This window comes from Vibrio paucivorans, from assembly GCF_054053395.1.
The window spans coordinates 1,051,785-1,068,868 of sequence record NZ_CM133231.1 but is presented as its reverse complement, the minus strand read 5'-3'; the positions used below and the strand labels follow the sequence as shown (position 1 = coordinate 1,068,868).

Genomic DNA, 17,084 nt, shown 5'->3' with positions numbered 1-17,084 from the left:
TCTAAACTAACACATTCGTTATTAAGGTAAAGTCTCGGTTCACCTTATCTCAATATCCGTGTATGTTGGTGATTGTGTACAATCATGAAACAGGACGATTATGATTTTGGAGTGGGTGCTGTTGTTTGCGGCCGGTGTATTAGGTGGGATCATGAACTCGATCGCAGGTGGAGGAAGTTTCATTACTTTCCCTATGCTGATGGGTGTCGGCGTTCCGCCGATCGCAGCGAATGCGACCAATACGTTCGCTGTTTGCGCGGGTTACTTGAGCGGTACTTACGGTTTTCGTCACGATATTAAGCAGTCAAAGAATCAGCTAATACTGATTACTGTTCTGAGTCTAATTGGCGGTGCGATAGGTGCTTATTTATTGCTTAACACACCAGAAGAATTGTTCTTAGAGGCGATTCCTTGGTTACTGCTTTTTGCCACTGTCTTATTTATCTTTGGTGCGCAGCTTAACGGTTTAGCGAAAAAATTGGTTTCATCTCACCAGCATGCCAATAAGGCTGGTGGTTTAGCGTTAGGGTGCTTTCTCATTCTGGTTTCGGCTTACGGCGGCTTTTTTAATGCGGGCCTTGGAGTCATTGTGCTGAGCTATCTTGCGCTGGCGGGTTATCAAAATATCAATCTAATGAACGGACTGAAATTACTGGTATCGTCTTGTGTTTCTTTAGTCGCGATTGCTATTTTTGTTTATGACGGTGTCATTGATTGGCCCAGAGGAATCGCGGTGTTATTCGGTACATTAGTGGGGGGATATGTTGCAGCAAGAGTCTCTCGACGGGTTCCTCAGCACTATGTCCGATGGCTAATTATTGGCTCTAGCCTTGCGATCACAGGCTACTTTTTCTACCAAACTTACCTATAAACGGATGGGTCGATTGAATGATCAAAGGCAGTGAATACCCTTCTCATAAAGCGCTGAGAACGTTTATTTCAGTGGCTAACTCACTTAGCTTTTCTCAAGCTGCGCAGGAGTTATGTGTCACTCAGAGTGCAGTGAGTAAGCAGATCGCTTCGTTGGAGCTGCAACTAGGACAAGCACTGTTCGAGAGGCATGCTAATGGCATTACGCTGACTGTAGCTGGGAAACATTACTTACCTAAAGTAACGGAAGCGTTAGAAGCAATACAGTATGCCACTGCAAGTGTGTTACAAAGTGGTCAGGCACAGGGGTTACTTAGAGTAAATGTTACTCCCTCATTTGCTAACCTTTGGCTCATCCCAAACATTCGTCGCTTTCATCAGACGCATTCTAAGCTTCAAGTCTCGGTGACAACGGGAGATGGGCAGGTCAAAGAGTCTCTTTCGAATGCGGATATTATGGTGCGATGCTTGCCTTTATCCAAACATTACGACAATGCCTATTTGCTTTGCGAAGAAGAGTTGGTCTTAACAGCAGAGGCAAACACCAAAAATATCGAAAGTATCGATGAGTTAGCAAAGCTGTCGTTTATTCCTCAAATTACTCGCCCTCAGTTATGGGAGCAGCTTCGATATGAGTTGGGGCTAGAGCAAGACCCTACCTACTATCCTGTAGGTTTTGAGCATTTCTACTTGACGCTAGAAACGCTCAAAAAAGAGGGAGGGCTAGCGCTTTTACCACGCTTTATGGTCAATAGCGCACTGGAGGAAGAGACGTTGAGTAACCCGATGCGAGTCAGTTTTATGAGTGGCTACGGCTATTATTTAATTGTGCCGAACTATCGAATGGCTTCGCGCCCGGTGTATGATTTTGTTGAGTGGCTCAAAAGCGAATTCGAGCTGAAGTGAGCTTTCCAAAACCGTAACTGTTCCATGCAGTTATTTCTCTTGACTGAAGAACAGGTAACAAAAAAGCCTTAAGCATTGCTTAAGGCTTTTGTCGTTTGTAAGAGAGTTATTTAATTAACCCAACTTCTCGATAGTATTTTTCAGCGCCTGGATGTAACGGTGCTGAAAGGCCATCTTTTACCATTTGTTCTTTCTTCAATACGGCGAAGGCAGGGTGAAGCTTCTTAAAGTCATCGAAGTTTTCAAATACCGCTTTGACTATCTCGTACACCACTTTTTCTGGTACAGCAGTAGAAGACACGAAAGTTGCACCAACACCGAAGGTCATGGTGTCCATGTCATTGCCTTTGTACATACCACCAGGTACGGTCGCGATACGATAGAAGCTATTGTCTGCCACTAAGCTATCGACTTTTGGCCCGGCAACAGTAACAACTTTACTCTCACACGATGTGGTCGCTTCTTTGATTGCGCCACTAGGGTGCCCAACGGTATAAACCATCGCATCGATTTTGTTATCACACAGCGCTTTGGATTGCTCCGATGCTTTCAACTCGGAAACCAGCTTAAAGTCTTTTTCGGTCCAACCATATTGCTTCATCAGCACTTCCATAGTGCCTCGCTGACCAGAGCCTGGGTTACCAATGTTTACACGTTTACCTTTCAAGTCCTCAAAGGTTGAAATACCCGCGTCCGCTCGAGCGACGACGGTAAAAGGTTCTGGGTGGACTGAAAAGACGGCACGAAGATCTTTGAATGCGCCGTTATCAGCAAACTTGCTGGTGCCATTGTATGCGTGATATTGCCAATCTGATTGAGCGATGCCGAGATCGAGTTCACCAGCACGAATGGTATTGATGTTGTAAATCGAACCACCGGTACTTTCAACGGAACAGCGAATGCGGTGCTCTTTTCTTGACTTATTGACCAAACGACAAATTGCCCCTCCCGTTGGATAATACACCCCCGTAACGCCACCCGTTCCTATCGTGACGAAAGTATCCTGTGCCGATGCTGCAAACGAAGCGCCGAGGGCTACCGATGCTGCGGCTGCGGTTATCAGAGACTTAAGTTGTTTCATGATCCATCCTTATCATATGTTGTAGCTCTTAACCTGTACGGGCCTAAACGGAACACAGTGACTGTTTAAATTCCTTAGCCTGATAGGTTTGTATGTCGAGCTGAGCAAGTGTTGCTTTTAGGTATTCAACCTGATGGGCATTGTTTGGAGCTAGTTTCCCACCAATGGTATGAAGATTGTTTTCAAATCCTACTCTTATATCTTGTCCCAGTAGTGCTGATGTCACCAAGCACTGGGCTTCTGAACGCCCGAATGCACAGACGGCTCGTCGAATAGAGCTCTCATGCACTAATGGTGCGAGCATGGGTAGGAGATCCTTCGGCGAAGATTGCAAACCTTGTTGATATCTACCTAAGACTAGCAAAAGGTGATGATTTTGCTTGGGAATGACGCCAGTTGTGACATAAGACAAGTATCGTTTTACATCTTCAGGAGAATACAGAATGTACTGGCTGATGATGTTTTCATTTGTAACCCAATGGAAAAATTCACTGGCGACCTGAACGTGCTGCTCATGGGGAACGAGTTCCTTTAAAGCAAAAGAGGCTGCCGGAGGCCGTGTATGTCGAATCAAATCCATCTGTTGCTCTGGGGAGAACTTACCGATGGCTTCTGTGGTTAGTTGGATGAGAATAGAATCACCAACCTCTGCTTGAACTGCATCAAGCAAGCGTTGATTGTCAGCTACGGCTAAACTATGAGCGCCTTGCTGATCTCTTGCATGCAAATGGACCATGGCCGCCCCCGCGTCTCGGCAGGCGACAACTTCGTTAACGATTTCACTGATCGTCATTGGTAAGTGTTGATGATCTGCCTTGGTTTTGTGTGCGCCATTAGGAGCGACGATAATTCCAATTTTGTTAGTCATGGGTAAGTTCCGGCAAGTCAGAGAACACTTGTTCAAGCGTTAAACTTAGTTTATCAACCAGTATCTCGATTTCAGCTTCAGTGATGATATATGGCGGTGCGAGCAAAATATGATCACCTTGTTTGCCATCAATTGTGCCACCCATTGGGTAAACCATAAGACCATTGGCCATCGCTTGAGACTTGATGCGTTTATTGAGCTGAAGTTGCGGGTTATACTGACGTTTGGATGGCCTATCCTCAACCAGCTCAATACCAATGAATAACCCTCTACCGCGTATATCGCCAATATAAGGGAGCTCGCCTAAACGTTCATGTAAGGTGTTTTTAAGTAACACACCCTTGGTTCTCACCTGTTCAAGCAAGTGGTCTTCCATGATTGTTTTTACTGTTGCGACACCAGCTGCACTAGCCATTGGATGAGCCATAAAGGTGTGACCGTGTTGAAAGTAGCCACTGCCATCATGGAAAGCTTGGTATATCTGGTCGCTGACCAGCACAGCACCAATTGCTTGATAACCCGCAGCTAAGCCTTTAGCTATGGTCACAATGTCTGGAACGATGTTCTCCTGCTCAAATGCGTAGAATGAGCCTGTTCTTCCAACACCGCACATCACTTCATCCAGTATTAGTAATACATTGTATTTGGTGCAAATTTCACGAATTCTAGCAAAGTAGCCTTCAGTGGGGACTAATGCCCCCGAGGTTGCCCCGACTACGGGCTCTGCGATAAAAGCCATGACGTTATCTGGCCCGAGCTCCAGAATGCGCTTCTCTAACCCATTAGCGGTCCTTTCTGAATACTCAGCGACTGACTCATTGGTGTACTGTTCTCTATAAGGGTAACAAGGTGAAATGCGGTGGCTGGTGGTCAATAGCGGCTCATAGGGTTCCCGGCGCCACATATTCCCCCCAATGGATAAAGCTCCCAGTGTGTTGCCATGGTAACTTTGCTTTCTTGAAATGATGTGGCGTTTACTGTTTTGGCCTAGTTCTACAAAGTACTGGCGTGCCATTTTTATCGCTGATTCCACTGCTTCAGAACCACCACTGACAAAGTAAGCGTGGTTTAAACTGTCCGGCGCTAAGCCACATAACAGTTGTGCAAGCTCCTCACTGCTTTGATTCGAAAAAAAGCCAGTATGTGCATAAGGGATAGAATCGAGCTGCTCAGTGATGGCTTGCTTTACTCGCGGAGCGTTATGCCCTAAGCAGGAAACGGCTGCGCCTCCGCATGCATCTAGGTATTGTTTACCCGTTGTGTCGTATAGGTAACTACCTTGGCCATGAGAAATTTGTGGCAGCTTAGATTTGCAGTGACGATGAAGAATATGGCTCATGTATTGGATTTCCCTATTGGCCTAATAATGCACAGCGCTAGCCTGTGTCCGCTCGCAATATATTCGGGATTAGTTTATGAATTGACAAATGAGCATATTTCAATGGGTATTCCGCTAGGGAATAGCTATTTAAGTATGACTCCCAACCGTTAAGTCATTTCATTGTTTGATTCGGAGAGTAGGTCGAAAGTACTACCGAATGTGACTCACCTTTTATAAAGAGTGTGACTTTTTTCTTAAAGATTCAGTATAGAGTAAGCGGAAATGTTATTTTATTCTTTAAAAACAGTAATTTACTTGTTTTGTTGTAATGGTTGGGCATACGGCAAAGCTTTGTACCTGCGCCATTCGCTCGTAGCGGTAGAACGTCAATAAATATGACTATTCTTGAAAGTGAGAACGTTGTTTAAATTATTGATAAATAATAAATAATAGGTCGCGATTGAAATGCATATTGACTTGTGTGAGAGGGCTCCATTGACATATTGGCTCTAAACGATAGTTTTAGAAATATAGTTGAAAATAAAATGAGGAGAATAAGCATGGACGAGCCAATGCGTACCAATATTACTCTGCTGTCAGAGTTGAGTATGCAATCCAATTTATTAAAGGAATCACTAGAATCTAATTTGGATGTGACCGTTAATATTACACCTTTCTCCTCTGTAGTTGATAAAAATGTTATTACTAGGCCGATCAGCAATATAGTGTTAATTGATTTTTCCCATATAAATGATGAGGACTTTTTGACATACACACAGCTTCGCAGTCAGTCCTCAGGTGTGATTAAGGAAGTGCTAATTAATTGTCCTAGCGATATACAGTCATCAAGACTATTTAAATGGCGCGATTTAGTCGGCGTATTTTATATCGAGGATGATATTCGTTGTTTCGCTAAAGGAATGACAAAAATCCTTTCAGATGAGATGTGGTTGTCTCGTAAGGTTGCTCAAGACTACATACAGCATTTTAGAGGGACCAATACGGTATCTACATCTCAAGCCTATAAGCAGCTAACTAAAAGAGAAAAGCAGATAATTCAACTGCTTGGGCATGGTGCTTCCAACATCCAAATCGCTCAAGAGTTGTTTGTAAGTGAAAATACAGTGAAAACACACCTGCACAATATTTTTAAGAAGATTAATGCTAAAAATAGACTACAAGCTCTACTTTGGGCTAACAACAATATAGGTATTGAAGAGCGAGCCTAAGCATTTTAACGAGTGCCACCAACCAGATTTAAACATTTAAAGGTGCTAATTGATGATTAGCACCTTTTTATTTCTTGTCAGACCTCTTACTTGTCGTAAATAACCAAATTGTCAGTATCAATAATGAGAATTTAAATTATTGTCACTGATAATGTTATATGTTGTGTGAATGTTAGTATATATTTGAGCTTGCTTTGGCTTATGGTATGAGAAACAACTTAGCTGAAGCTTATTTAAAGTATTGAAAGTATTAGGTATTGGTTAGGGAAGATATGAAAGAACTAAGCATGGATATCGTTGCTACTCGCGTGAACATTCTGATGATGACGCAATATAGCCTTCAGAGCGAAAATTTTCGTCAGATGTTACAGGAGGCTACAGGACTCTCTATCTCTTCCGTTGATCCTACTCGGAAAATGGACGTCGCATCGATTCCGGAAAATAGTATCGTGATAATCGATATCTCAGTGTCTAATCTGTTAGAAGAAATCGTCAAGATAGTCAAAGAGTCAGATAAAGTTGTTGGTACGGTATTGTTTAATGCTGAAGAGGACATGAGTGTAGAAGAAGTTCTCAGTTGGAAGTCATTACGCGGTACTTTTAGTGCCAGAGACTCACTCCCACAGGTATGCCAAGGGCTAAAAGCGATCGCTAACGGCGACAACTGGTTGCCGCGTAAGATCATTAATAAGCTCATCAGTTACTACGAGCTAAATATCAATAGCTCACAAGACTTGGGCTATTTGGGAACGGATTTGACTCGCCGTGAACTAGAGATCTTAGAATCTTTAAAGACTGGTGGTTCGAATATAGAAATCGCTGATTCGCTGTTCGTGAGCGAGCATACTATTAAGTCACACTTGTATAATATTTTTAAGAAGCTAGAAGTGAAGAACCGCACTCAGGCAATGGCTTGGGCAAGGAAGCACTTATAGTAAGCTCATAGAAAATAAGGGAAAAAGGGTCGCTCTATGCAACCCTTTTTTTAGCTTGCCAGTTTAAGTGCCTTGTTTAGCACCTTAGAGGATAACCCTTTAAAGTTCTGATAGTTTCCTCTGAATTTGTTTTTTAATGTGTATAGCGTCGAACCATAATCCTCGGAGAAGTGAAAGCCGTTTCGATCGATAATATATTGGTTAGGTATCTCTCCCCACTCTGGAATAGTGAAAGATGCCAAGCCCTTTTCTGAGATTAGGTGGTAGTATGCGAACTCTCGCCCATCTTGCTGAGATATGCGTTTCTGGCTGACATGAACTCGCTCCCCGTCAAATATCTTTTCTTTGATAACACGTTCACTAAAATAGGCATTAATCTCACCTTGTTCGTGTGCGGCTTTCACAAGGTAGGTGAGCGAGTGCTTTTGATCCAAATCGAAGATATTGGCTCCTGACCTTAGTTGTTTATAAAGGCCATGGCATTCATCAAATGCGAAGTGTTTGGAAGATTCAAGGATTTCACGCCACGCAACACTCTTCTTATACAGCTCGTTGACTTTGGCGATGTTTTTGAAAATGGAGAGGGAGCCAGACATCCAGTGAGGCAACATACTAATAGTATCGAACTGGGCCCAGTCGTTAGGTAACTGATGAAATACGTCACCATAGATGACATCGATGTCACCGGTAGCCCAATGGGAATACCCGCGAAGTTCGTCTGAAAAAATGTCACCAAATGCAGGTCTAAAATCACAGAGTTTTCCTGGCTTGGTGATGTTAGTTTGAATACTCAGCGTTTGCTCGATCTTATTAATCAGAGCTTGCTGCGACATAGCCAGTACTTGAAAGTTATTAGGCAGTGGTGAAGGCATTTCTATATCAGTGATAAATATGACCTGCAGCTGTTCGTTGCCTGCTAAACTATTGAGATAGAAAGGGAAGTAGTTTGGTAGCTTCCCATAGTAGGGGATCAGTAGCGCAACTTGGTGCATCGTATCATCCTTGGCTAATAGTCGGAGTCTCTGAATGCTCGATTCAGAGAAATCAGTAATGGGTTAAGTAGATAATCGGCGACAGTACGTTCATCGAGTAAAATGAGCACCTCAGCGGGCATACCAGGGTAGAGCTTGATGTGGCTATTTTGCTGGACGGTTTCCATATCGAGTTCGACATTAATGGTATAACTCGCCGTATCCGTTGAGTCGTCGGTAATACTGTCTGCTGATATGTAGACAACCTTGCCCGATATAGGCAATAAACGTCGGTAGTTATAAGAAGTGAGTCGGACCTCAGCGGTTTGCCCTAACTTAAGGGTATCGATATCAGAAGGGGTCACATTTGCTTCAACGATCAATTGGCTGTCTACTGGTACGATCTCCATTAGCACTTCGCCGCTTGAAACTATGCCACCCAGAGTGTTGACGTTGAGCTCAACCACTTTGCCATTAATTGGGCTGACTACCGTAGAACGAGCGAGCTCTTCCTGTGCTTGCAGTAGATGCTCTTTGAGCTCAATGATATCTCGCTCTGCAATCTCTAGCTCTTCAGACGCTTCTTTTATAAATTCCAGTCTAAGGTTAGCAATACTTTGCTGAGCTTCAGCAATGACAAGTTCTTCGCGAGCCATGACGGCATCGTAGTCATCGATTCGTCTCTGGATGTCCAATCGTTCACGCTGAGACAACAGCATTTGATCTTTGGATGCATAGCCTTTCTTTAGCAGTTTAGAGAGCATGGTGACTTGCTCGTCCAAAATGACCAGAGCCTTTTTGTCAACTTTAGCTCTTGCTACGTAGGAGTTGAGATTTTGTTTGGCTTGTTCAACTTGCTTTTGTGCGATCTGAATTGCACCCTCTAATGCTTCATGGCGAATCTGCTTTAGTTTGGTTTGGGTGGCGATCGCTTGAGTAATAAGAGGGTCGTCTTGCTCTAAGCTTGCTTTAAAAGCGATATCGTTAGTTTCACTTATCTCGGATTGAAGCCGATTGTATTTTGCTAGTGCATTGTAATAACGGGATTTTATCTGAAGATAGCGTGTTTTAGCTTTAGTCGGATTAAGAGACAGTAACGGTTCTCCCACTGCAACCAATTGGCCTTCTTTGATATAAATGTCTTCGATTATGCCACCGTCTAGGTGCTGCACTTTTTTTCGGTTGCCTTCTACAATGACTTGCCCAGGTGCGATGGCTGCACTGCTAAGCGGGGCAAAATAGATCCAGCTAAATACCACTCCACCGCCTATGCACAAGGTGAATAAGCCCAATTTAATCCAGTGTTGAACTGTTAGTGTTGTCCTAGCCATGATTAGAGGCCTTTTTCATGTGAATACTCTGCGCTTGGGCCAGTTTTTTGGTGGGCGTATTGGATTTGATGGTGCCATCTTCTAGCAGTACGATATGGTCTGAAAGCCCAAGAAGACTAGAGTGACTAGTGGCAAACAGTGTTGTTAGACCATCTCGTTTACGCTGAAGAATCAAGGCTTGGAGTAGCTTTTCACCGTTCGGTCCAAGAAAAGCGTCTGGCTGATCCAATATCAATAGTTTAGGCGACTCATAGATGGCTCTTGCTAACAGCAATTTGTGGTATTCGGACGTTGAAGGAACCAAATCTTTGTCGAGATCTGTTTCATAACCTTTAGGCCACTTTAGGATTCTTTCGTGTATCCCTAGTTTTTGACAAGCGATATATGCCTTATTGGGGTCGTGGTTAATCTTAAATCCAGAGAGATTTTCCATTACCGTTCCTGACAAAAACTTGGACTGGCTAGAGTAATAGCCTAGTACATCAGATTGGTTTTCCGAGTACCATTGCTGATATGAGGCCCCGTCTAACCTTACTTGCCCTAGGTTCGGATGTATTAGTCCAGCCAGTGCTTTGAGTAAGGTACTTTTCCCGCATCCGGATTCACCAACAATAGCGATACATTGACCAGCGGCAATATTGAGATTGATCCGCGACAGGAAAGGTGAGCTACTATTTGGATAGAGAAGCATGACATTTTCAGCGGTGAGTTGGCCGTTTGCGTCTGGTAACGTAGCGTCAGCAGGTAAGCTTTTGCTGATGTCGGTAATTTTGCTCAATTGACGCCAGTATTTTAAAGCGCTTAACCATGCATTAAGGCTTGTCACCATAGACTCATATGGTGCAAACACTCGGCTGGCCAGCATGGTTGCAGCAATCATGGCACCTGCAGTAAGTTCACGTTCAACCACCAGAGAAGCACCAATTGCGACAATCGCTATTTGCGCTAGTGCTCGGAAAAATTTGGTATAACTAAGGATATTGGTGGTTTTTGATAACGCTGAGGTGACTTTTTGGTATCCATGTTCATCCTGCAGGCGGCTTTTTTCAGCAATGGTATTTATTAACCCGTGAGCTCTAATGGAATCCGTATCATGGATAGAATCGAATGCTACATTGGTGTGTGAGGTTGCCTGTTTAAATCGATAATTTACTAGCGATAGTAAAACTAGCAGCGAGATAACTGAAAGACATATCACACCATAAATAGGGTGCAAACCTGTAAGAAACAATAGTAGAAGTGGTGTCCACGGTAGATCAAACAAAGGGCCTAATGACGAAGACAGAGCGCTGCGCACTCCCTGCATCAACTTAATGACTTCAGGCCGATTTGTGTTTTTATCTTGATGACTGTGCTGGATTGAGGCGCTGAAAACGCTGGTGCCAATTTGATGGCTCCAACTTGCACTCATGGAAAGTAACATCCTATTTCTTATCCAGTCGAGCAACGTATGTAGAACAACGAAAGCAATGGCGATTGCAGTAAGTAGCCATAGTGTATCGAGGCTTTGGGACGTCAGAACTCGATCGAAGACTTGTAATGAGTAAAAGGGCAGTGCTAATACAAACAAATTAATGAAAAAAGAAAACACCAATACCCAGATAATCTGCTGACGCAATATTCTGGTGGCTTTAGCAAAATTTTCTTGAAAATTCAGCTTTGTGTTTGGCTTAGCTTCTGAACTGGGGGTAGAGCGCAAAGTCTGTCCCTCGACTTCCGGTAGTGTTAAACGCAGAAAAGGTGAAGGGTAACCCTTCACCTTGTATTTCAAATATTCGGCTTACAACCGCTTATACTGGCGCCATATCTACTAGTGATTCACCACCAACGGTGATTTCACTTTCAGATAGGTCTGTAATAATCGTAACGGTGTTTTCACCTTCACCAAATGTGAACGCGTGCAGATCAATTTTGCCATCAGGTACGAATGACAGGCCTAACATTTCAATGTAGGCATCTTCTAGATCGCCAGTGATATCTTCTGAGCTAAACTGCAGCTCTCCAGAATCAGAAAACTTGCGAATCCCTTCTAACGATAAGCCTTCAAGTCCAACAGCAAGCAAGGTATTGTCGGTATCTGGTGTTTCTTCGTTGCCATCGTCTTGAGATTGTCCCATGATGCTTGATAGGCTTACATTGGCATACACAGGCTCGTCACCGTAACCAACGATGCCTTCAATACCACGCGCTTGGCTTACGAAATCAAAGGTGTCTGTATCTTCAGTATCGTTCTTGACGTAAACCACATCAAACCCTTTACCACCTGCAACCATTTTGTCGTCTAGCGTGGCAACGATGCGGTCGTTACCTTTTGCGCCGAATAAGCTATCTTGACCAACACCACCTTGGATGAGGTCATCACCGGCACCGCCTGTAATGTAGTCATGTCCAGTGTTACCAATCAATACGTTATTGTCGCTGTTACCTTCGATGGTGTCATCGCCACTTAGACCCAATACAACATCACCAGCTTCGGCACTAGTGATTACGTCATCACCTTGTGTACCGCTAACAGCTTCTACATCTCCAACAGCAGCTTTAAGATCTTCGTATACGTTGTTGAACATAATTCGTCCTCTCTGAATTTCCTTGTAATTTATAGATAAACAACCGTTCTCTGTCCGAATATGTCGGCATGCTTTGGAGTTTATGTTTAGAAGTACTAACCAATGACATTCATATTCAAACGACAAGAGTATTCTAGCCAGCTCGAAAAATTACTGGGGACGAAATAGGTATTAAATTAAAGTATAGTTAAAACAAGGTTTTAGACTTATTAACTGCGATAAATAAAACGTTGGTTAAATAATTATTAAAATCATCAGTGAAGAGATGAGAAAAGTATGAGGTAAGGGCTAGGTAGCGAGCTAAATAGCCTAACGCATAAGGGTGATATTGGGGAATTTGCCGAGATAATTTAGGTCGTTTTGGTAGCGCTTATCTGCGACTTCAAGCTGCTTGTCATCGTAAGGAGCAAATCTGTTTCCATGAGTATAAGCGTTATCTTCGAGTACACGTAGTACCTTAGAAGAGTTCTCACCAAGTTGAGATAAAACTTGGATTGTTTCGCTGGTTAGGGTTTTTCGACTGCGAGCTACTCTTTCAGACAGTACGCTCTGCTCACCAAAAGTGAGAGCGCTTACCCAATCGAGCTTGTTTTCCTTAAAATTATCAAAATCAGATATCACAAACTGAACGTTGTTATGGGTAGTGAATGCCGATTTGAATCTGTCCGACCAGAGAAAAGTACTACCATCGATATGCTGAGAGAAAGTATTGAAGCACATGTACGGAAAATGCCGAAGGTATTCGGAGTACATCGAGACTAAATATGGTAGTGGGCTTCTTAGTGACAGGTAAACTGTAAGCTCATGGTTAGGCAACGCTTGTTTGAATCTTTCAATGACTGCCGAAGTATCTTTGTATATTTCTCCTGTTTCTGGGATTTGCTCGGATACTCCGATCATGTTTTCATCAGAGATCAGTAAGTTCTTATCAAAATTGAACACCTTACTAAGCTTATATCTCAACGGGAACAGTGGCTTCTTGAGTTTGTATGTTATGTGTCGGCGAAGCACGTTTAATGGTGCATATTCAAAGTGGGTGTGGTTTTCGGCGCTGTACAGAGCAACCTGCTCTTGGATAAAAGTGGTACCAGTCTTATGTACACCTAGGTGTAGGTTTAGCTTAGGCATTGCTCAGGCCCCTTATTTTTTCGAACCACATTGTTTTTGATACACGCGAACGAAATCGATTTTGAAACTAGCAGGAAACGAGTTTAAATTTGGTATGCCACCCCATCCTCCGACCGCGAGATTAAGCAGCAGAAACTGAGGCTTATGGAACGGGTTCTTGTCACGCTGAGTTACGTTGGTATTGAACGTGTGAGATATCTTACCGTTAACTAGAAAATCAATTTTATCTTTATCCCATTCAATAGCGAAAGTGTTGAACTCATTTGGGTTGTCGATTTCTGTTCTACCTCCATTAGCCTTGTGTTTTTTCTTGTTTTCATAGTCATAATAAACCGTATTAAAATGGATGCGACCAGGATGTTTTGATACATGCTCCATGATGTCGATTTCGCCGCTGCGTGGCCAATTAACTTTGCGAATGTTATCCCCGAGCATCCAGATTGCAGGCCACATCCCTTTTTCAGTAGGGATGCTTGCACTGACTTCAATCTTTCCGTATCGCCATGACGCTTTACCTTGAGTAGTGATACTTGCTGATGTATAGGCTGGGTTTGCACTTGGATCAAACAAAGCATTGATTGAGAGGTAACCATCTTTAACTTCAGTATTGGCCAAAGATTCTCTCTCGTAATACTGCATTTCTTTGTTGCGAACGTATCCTTCCTCGTAGGTCCATTTGGAAGGGTCCGGTAACCCTGTGTAATTGAACTCATCTTGCCAAACTAGTTGATAGTCGCTGCACTCATTAGTCTCTGCCAGCAAGGGAAAAGAGAGCAGTGATAGCAGGCTTATTGACGCAATTTTCGAGGTATACATCGTTTCTAGGCCCTACGTAGAATACTGAAAACTTTTTGAACCGCTTTTGGTCTCGTTGACGCCATGACTTTCCATGAATACAAAGACTTGGCTAGTGGCCTTGGGGTGATACTGATAGACAGCCACCACAAGGTTAAAATGGCTTTATTCAGAACACTGAGGTTTTGTGCGTTGACGTTTTTTATCGCCTGTTGCGCCAGATTGGTTCTCGAGGTTGCAGGAGTATGTTCTGGTTCAAATAGGGACAGGCACATCATCTGGATAAGATGATAGCTATCGTTGTACCAAAATTTATCTTCTAACTTAACACCCAGTGAATAGCTCGCTTGTTTGAGTGCGTCGTAACGCATTTGGTTGTGTTCCAATCGCCATTTCGCTCGCTTTGTCATCTGACTTGCGAAACCTGAATGATTTTCACCGTGTTGGCGGTAGGCAGACATGCAATAGTCACTGCTAGAAATGTCTGTATAAAGTGGTGCCAAAGTCACCAAGTATCCGTCACCACCTTGGCGGAACTTTTCTTGTGGCATTGGCATCAGCTGCTCCATCAATGAGCGGCGAAATAGTAGACCTGAGGTAACGGTTGATTGATATTGACCACTGTGGAGTAGTTTACGTTTTGCTCTAGCCCCATGATCAAAAGCGAGCTCGGGTTTCGGAAAGATATCGTATTGTTCGCCATGATCATCGACTAAGTGCATTCTAAACTGGCACATACCACTCGAAACTGGAAATGCTTCAACGGCTTGTTGTAATGCGTTGGGTAACAGGTAGTCATCGGCATCTAGGAACATGATGATGTCTCCATTGGCCGCCGCATACCCATTATTAAACGCTCCGCCATGTCCCTGATTTTTATCGTGAAAAACAGGTATCAGTTGCGGGTGGTATTCCATGATGATATCCCTTGAACTATCACTTGAGCAGTCGTCTACGACAATAAGTTCAAGGTTTGGATAATCTTGATTAAGGACGCTTTCTATACTGCTGCGAATAAAACGTTCGTAATTGAAGCATGTAATGATGACACTCACCATAGGAGCACTATGCTGAGAAGTTGACGGTAGATTAGTGTCCATATAGCTCTACATCCTTTTGAGCAATCAGTCGGGATACTACGCCGATGTGTAAACAACCGCGGATTGTCCATCGGCGCCACTTAATTTGATCGAATAAGTTCAAACCAGCCATAGAGAAGCAGGCGATGGCTTTGGCAGTAGCTGCGAGTGTATGTTTCGCTCTAGCCTGAAGGCTTCCATTAGTATCGATAAGTAATCGAGCGTGGGTTTGACCAAAGCGAAAGCGCCTAGTCATTAGCCACTTAAAGCTAGAACGAGCACTAGGGACGGGCTCATATACCCATGCGTTTGGGGAGAAGTAAAGCTCGATACCCGCGTCTTTGATGTACTCAAAAAAGAGAGTATCTTCGCCCCCCGTTCTTCCGAAGCGTTCATCGAACTGCAAAGGAGCAATTTGGTCGTTAGAGCGGTGGATAAGCACATTGCAGGTGTAGCCTGAGCAAATGGTTTCACCACTGAATGTTGGCCGTGTGGCATGAAAATCACCTTTAGACATCCAAGAGTTTTGCAGGTGATTGGGATAAATCGCTTGAACTGGGCCGAGCACAACTTCAGCGTTGGTCGCATGTGCAGTTTTGAATAGCTCAACCAACCATTGGGGACTGACAGTTTCATCGTCATCGATAAATGCCGTCCACTCGGCAGTGCTATGCGCTAAACAGGCATTTCTGGCAATGGCGATGTTCTGCTTAGGTGCGTGAACGTAATTGATTTCAAGTTTGGAGTGACGAGCAAAGTCGTCGACCAAAGGCTGTGCGCTGGGGACGGCATCATTATCCGCAATGATAACGTTGAGCTGCCATTCAGGTTTTAGAACCAGCTGCTCTAGCGACACAAGAGTTTGTGTCAGTGAAGCCCTTCGATAAGTACAAATGCAAATATCAATGTTCATGGCCTATCTCTCTTTTGTGCCTGCGTTGTGTTGATAAGTGCCGTACAACTTGAATACAAAACCCTGCTGACCAAGCGAGATGCATCGTCATCGCTGGTAGTGCGATCGCGTATTTAAGGGTTCCAAGTGATGTGTTAGTTCTTGAGGCAACCAGAAGTCCTGCAGCGAGACTCGCGCTAAACCAAGTAAGGAAAGGGATAACAAAAATCCAGTGCACTGGACTTAGCAAGGCCAAAATGGCACTTGGAAATACAAAGACGGGTACTAATTGCCTTAACCTAGGCTTGGTTCGGTGTTTGATGATGTTTTTGCAACGCCCGGAACCGTAACCGAAGTACTGTTTTGCCAGTGCTGAAAAGTGACTTCTTGGGTAATAAATCAGATTGGTTTGGTTGGTTAACCAAATGCGAAAGCCTTGATGTGTTAAACGAGCATCTAGCTCCGCATCTTCATTATGAGAGAAACTTTCATCGTATCCCCCTACGTTTAAGAAGGCTTGGACTTTCATTAATGCGTGGTGGCCATGCTCTACCCACTGACCGGAAGATTGAGCGTTCCGGTGCCCTGACCCCCCATTTCCAAGCGCAGAGTTCTGAGCCAGTGCAATCAGTGATTGGATAGGCTGTTTTCCTCGCGTGTCCATAGACACAACCACGGAATCGGCGCTTTGGGTTTCTGCCTGTTCAACCAGTGTTTGAATATAGCGCTGAGGGTAATCGGCATGAACATCGATACGGACAAAATATTCAAATGACGCACCATATTCTTTGACAGCCAAGTTGACACCTGCACTTTGAATCTTCTTGGCGTTGTTTAGGATGGTGACGTTTGAATACTTTGCCGTAAGATCTCCAAGAATTGATAAAGTTCGGTCTTTACTACCACCATCTGCTACCACAATGGTAGATGGTGTGTCGGCTAATTCATCAACGCAATATTCGACGATACCTTGTATGTAAGCTTCTTCATTTAGGCAAGGAATAACAACTAATACTCCCCGAGATGTGCTATCGGCGGTGTTTTGAGTTGCTAATTCTTGGTGAGTAGAATCATTATGTTGTGTTGATTGGGATTGATTGTGAGACATACA

Annotated in this window: 16 protein-coding genes; 4 read left to right on the top strand and 12 right to left on the bottom strand. The window is 43.7% G+C overall.

Translation table 11 applies throughout. The features are described 5' to 3' along the window. The first annotated feature begins 100 nt into the window (after window positions 1–100). Both ACXABW_RS20200 and ACXABW_RS20195 read left to right on the top strand, forming a co-directional pair. Window positions 101–871, top strand: a complete 771-nt coding sequence (locus ACXABW_RS20200; protein ID WP_265688786.1) for a sulfite exporter TauE/SafE family protein — start codon at window positions 101–103, stop codon at window positions 869–871. A gap of 17 nt (window positions 872–888) precedes the next feature. Then, the gene (locus tag ACXABW_RS20195; protein WP_457525253.1) at window positions 889–1,776 is read left to right on the top strand and encodes a LysR family transcriptional regulator; all 888 of its coding nucleotides are present in this window, start codon (window positions 889–891) and stop codon (window positions 1,774–1,776) included. A 106-nt stretch (window positions 1,777–1,882) separates the two neighbouring features. On the opposite strand, the gene ACXABW_RS20190 is transcribed toward ACXABW_RS20195, so the two are convergent. Genes ACXABW_RS20190 through ACXABW_RS20180 form a run of 3 tightly spaced genes read right to left on the bottom strand, consistent with a single transcriptional unit; the run spans window position 1,883 to window position 5,064 of the window. Next, window positions 1,883–2,857, bottom strand: coding sequence for a TAXI family TRAP transporter solute-binding subunit (locus tag ACXABW_RS20190; RefSeq protein ID WP_457525251.1), 975 nt, complete (start codon window positions 2,855–2,857; stop codon window positions 1,883–1,885). Between the two features lie 43 nt (window positions 2,858–2,900). Then, window positions 2,901–3,725, bottom strand: coding sequence for a 3-keto-5-aminohexanoate cleavage protein (locus tag ACXABW_RS20185; protein WP_457525249.1), 825 nt, complete (start codon window positions 3,723–3,725; stop codon window positions 2,901–2,903). After that, entirely contained in the window at window positions 3,718–5,064 is a 1,347-nt protein-coding gene (locus ACXABW_RS20180) for an aspartate aminotransferase family protein (RefSeq protein WP_457525248.1), read from the bottom strand. The genes ACXABW_RS20185 and ACXABW_RS20180 overlap by 8 nt, the downstream gene beginning before the upstream one ends. 542 nt (window positions 5,065–5,606) lie before the next feature. Here ACXABW_RS20180 and ACXABW_RS20175 point away from each other — a divergent pair. Continuing rightward, complete coding sequence (locus ACXABW_RS20175; RefSeq protein WP_252032147.1) at window positions 5,607–6,275, top strand: LuxR C-terminal-related transcriptional regulator; 669 nt, start codon at window positions 5,607–5,609, stop codon at window positions 6,273–6,275. Between the two features lie 272 nt (window positions 6,276–6,547). Beyond that, a complete protein-coding gene (locus tag ACXABW_RS20170; RefSeq protein WP_265689123.1) occupies window positions 6,548–7,210 on the top strand; it encodes a LuxR C-terminal-related transcriptional regulator in 663 nt (220 codons plus the stop codon). 50 nt (window positions 7,211–7,260) lie between these two features. On the opposite strand, the gene ACXABW_RS20165 is transcribed toward ACXABW_RS20170, so the two are convergent. The 9 genes from ACXABW_RS20165 to ACXABW_RS20125 form a co-directional block, all read right to left on the bottom strand. Then, window positions 7,261–8,202 carry a DUF6625 family protein gene (locus ACXABW_RS20165; RefSeq protein WP_457525246.1) on the bottom strand — a complete coding sequence of 314 codons (942 nt, stop codon included), beginning with the start codon at window positions 8,200–8,202 and terminating at the stop codon, window positions 7,261–7,263. A gap of 14 nt (window positions 8,203–8,216) precedes the next feature. Next, the gene (locus ACXABW_RS20160; protein ID WP_457525244.1) at window positions 8,217–9,512 is read right to left on the bottom strand and encodes an HlyD family type I secretion periplasmic adaptor subunit; all 1,296 of its coding nucleotides are present in this window, start codon (window positions 9,510–9,512) and stop codon (window positions 8,217–8,219) included. Then, window positions 9,505–10,923: an ATP-binding cassette domain-containing protein gene (locus tag ACXABW_RS20155; RefSeq protein WP_457525242.1), complete on the bottom strand. Its 1,419-nt coding sequence runs from the start codon at window positions 10,921–10,923 to the stop codon at window positions 9,505–9,507. The genes ACXABW_RS20160 and ACXABW_RS20155 overlap by 8 nt, the downstream gene beginning before the upstream one ends. 379 nt (window positions 10,924–11,302) lie before the next feature. Beyond that, on the bottom strand, window positions 11,303–12,079 hold the full coding sequence (locus ACXABW_RS20150; RefSeq protein WP_252032135.1) for a calcium-binding protein: 777 nt from the start codon (window positions 12,077–12,079) through the stop codon (window positions 11,303–11,305). 309 nt (window positions 12,080–12,388) lie between these two features. After that, on the bottom strand, window positions 12,389–13,207 hold the full coding sequence (locus tag ACXABW_RS20145; RefSeq protein WP_457525241.1) for a hypothetical protein: 819 nt from the start codon (window positions 13,205–13,207) through the stop codon (window positions 12,389–12,391). A gap of 12 nt (window positions 13,208–13,219) precedes the next feature. Then, the gene (locus ACXABW_RS20140) at window positions 13,220–14,023 is read right to left on the bottom strand and encodes a glycoside hydrolase family 16 protein (RefSeq protein ID WP_457525239.1); all 804 of its coding nucleotides are present in this window, start codon (window positions 14,021–14,023) and stop codon (window positions 13,220–13,222) included. 5 nt (window positions 14,024–14,028) lie between these two features. Further along, the gene (locus ACXABW_RS20135; protein WP_457525237.1) at window positions 14,029–15,102 is read right to left on the bottom strand and encodes a glycosyltransferase family 2 protein; all 1,074 of its coding nucleotides are present in this window, start codon (window positions 15,100–15,102) and stop codon (window positions 14,029–14,031) included. Then, entirely contained in the window at window positions 15,092–15,994 is a 903-nt protein-coding gene (locus ACXABW_RS20130) for a glycosyltransferase (RefSeq protein ID WP_457525236.1), read from the bottom strand. The genes ACXABW_RS20135 and ACXABW_RS20130 overlap by 11 nt, the downstream gene beginning before the upstream one ends. After that, window positions 15,984–17,081 (bottom strand): glycosyltransferase family 2 protein, encoded by a 1,098-nt coding sequence (locus ACXABW_RS20125; protein ID WP_457525234.1) that lies wholly within the window; start codon window positions 17,079–17,081, stop codon window positions 15,984–15,986. Before ACXABW_RS20125 ends, ACXABW_RS20130 begins: the two co-directional genes overlap by 11 nt. Window positions 17,082–17,084: the final 3 nt, after the last annotated feature.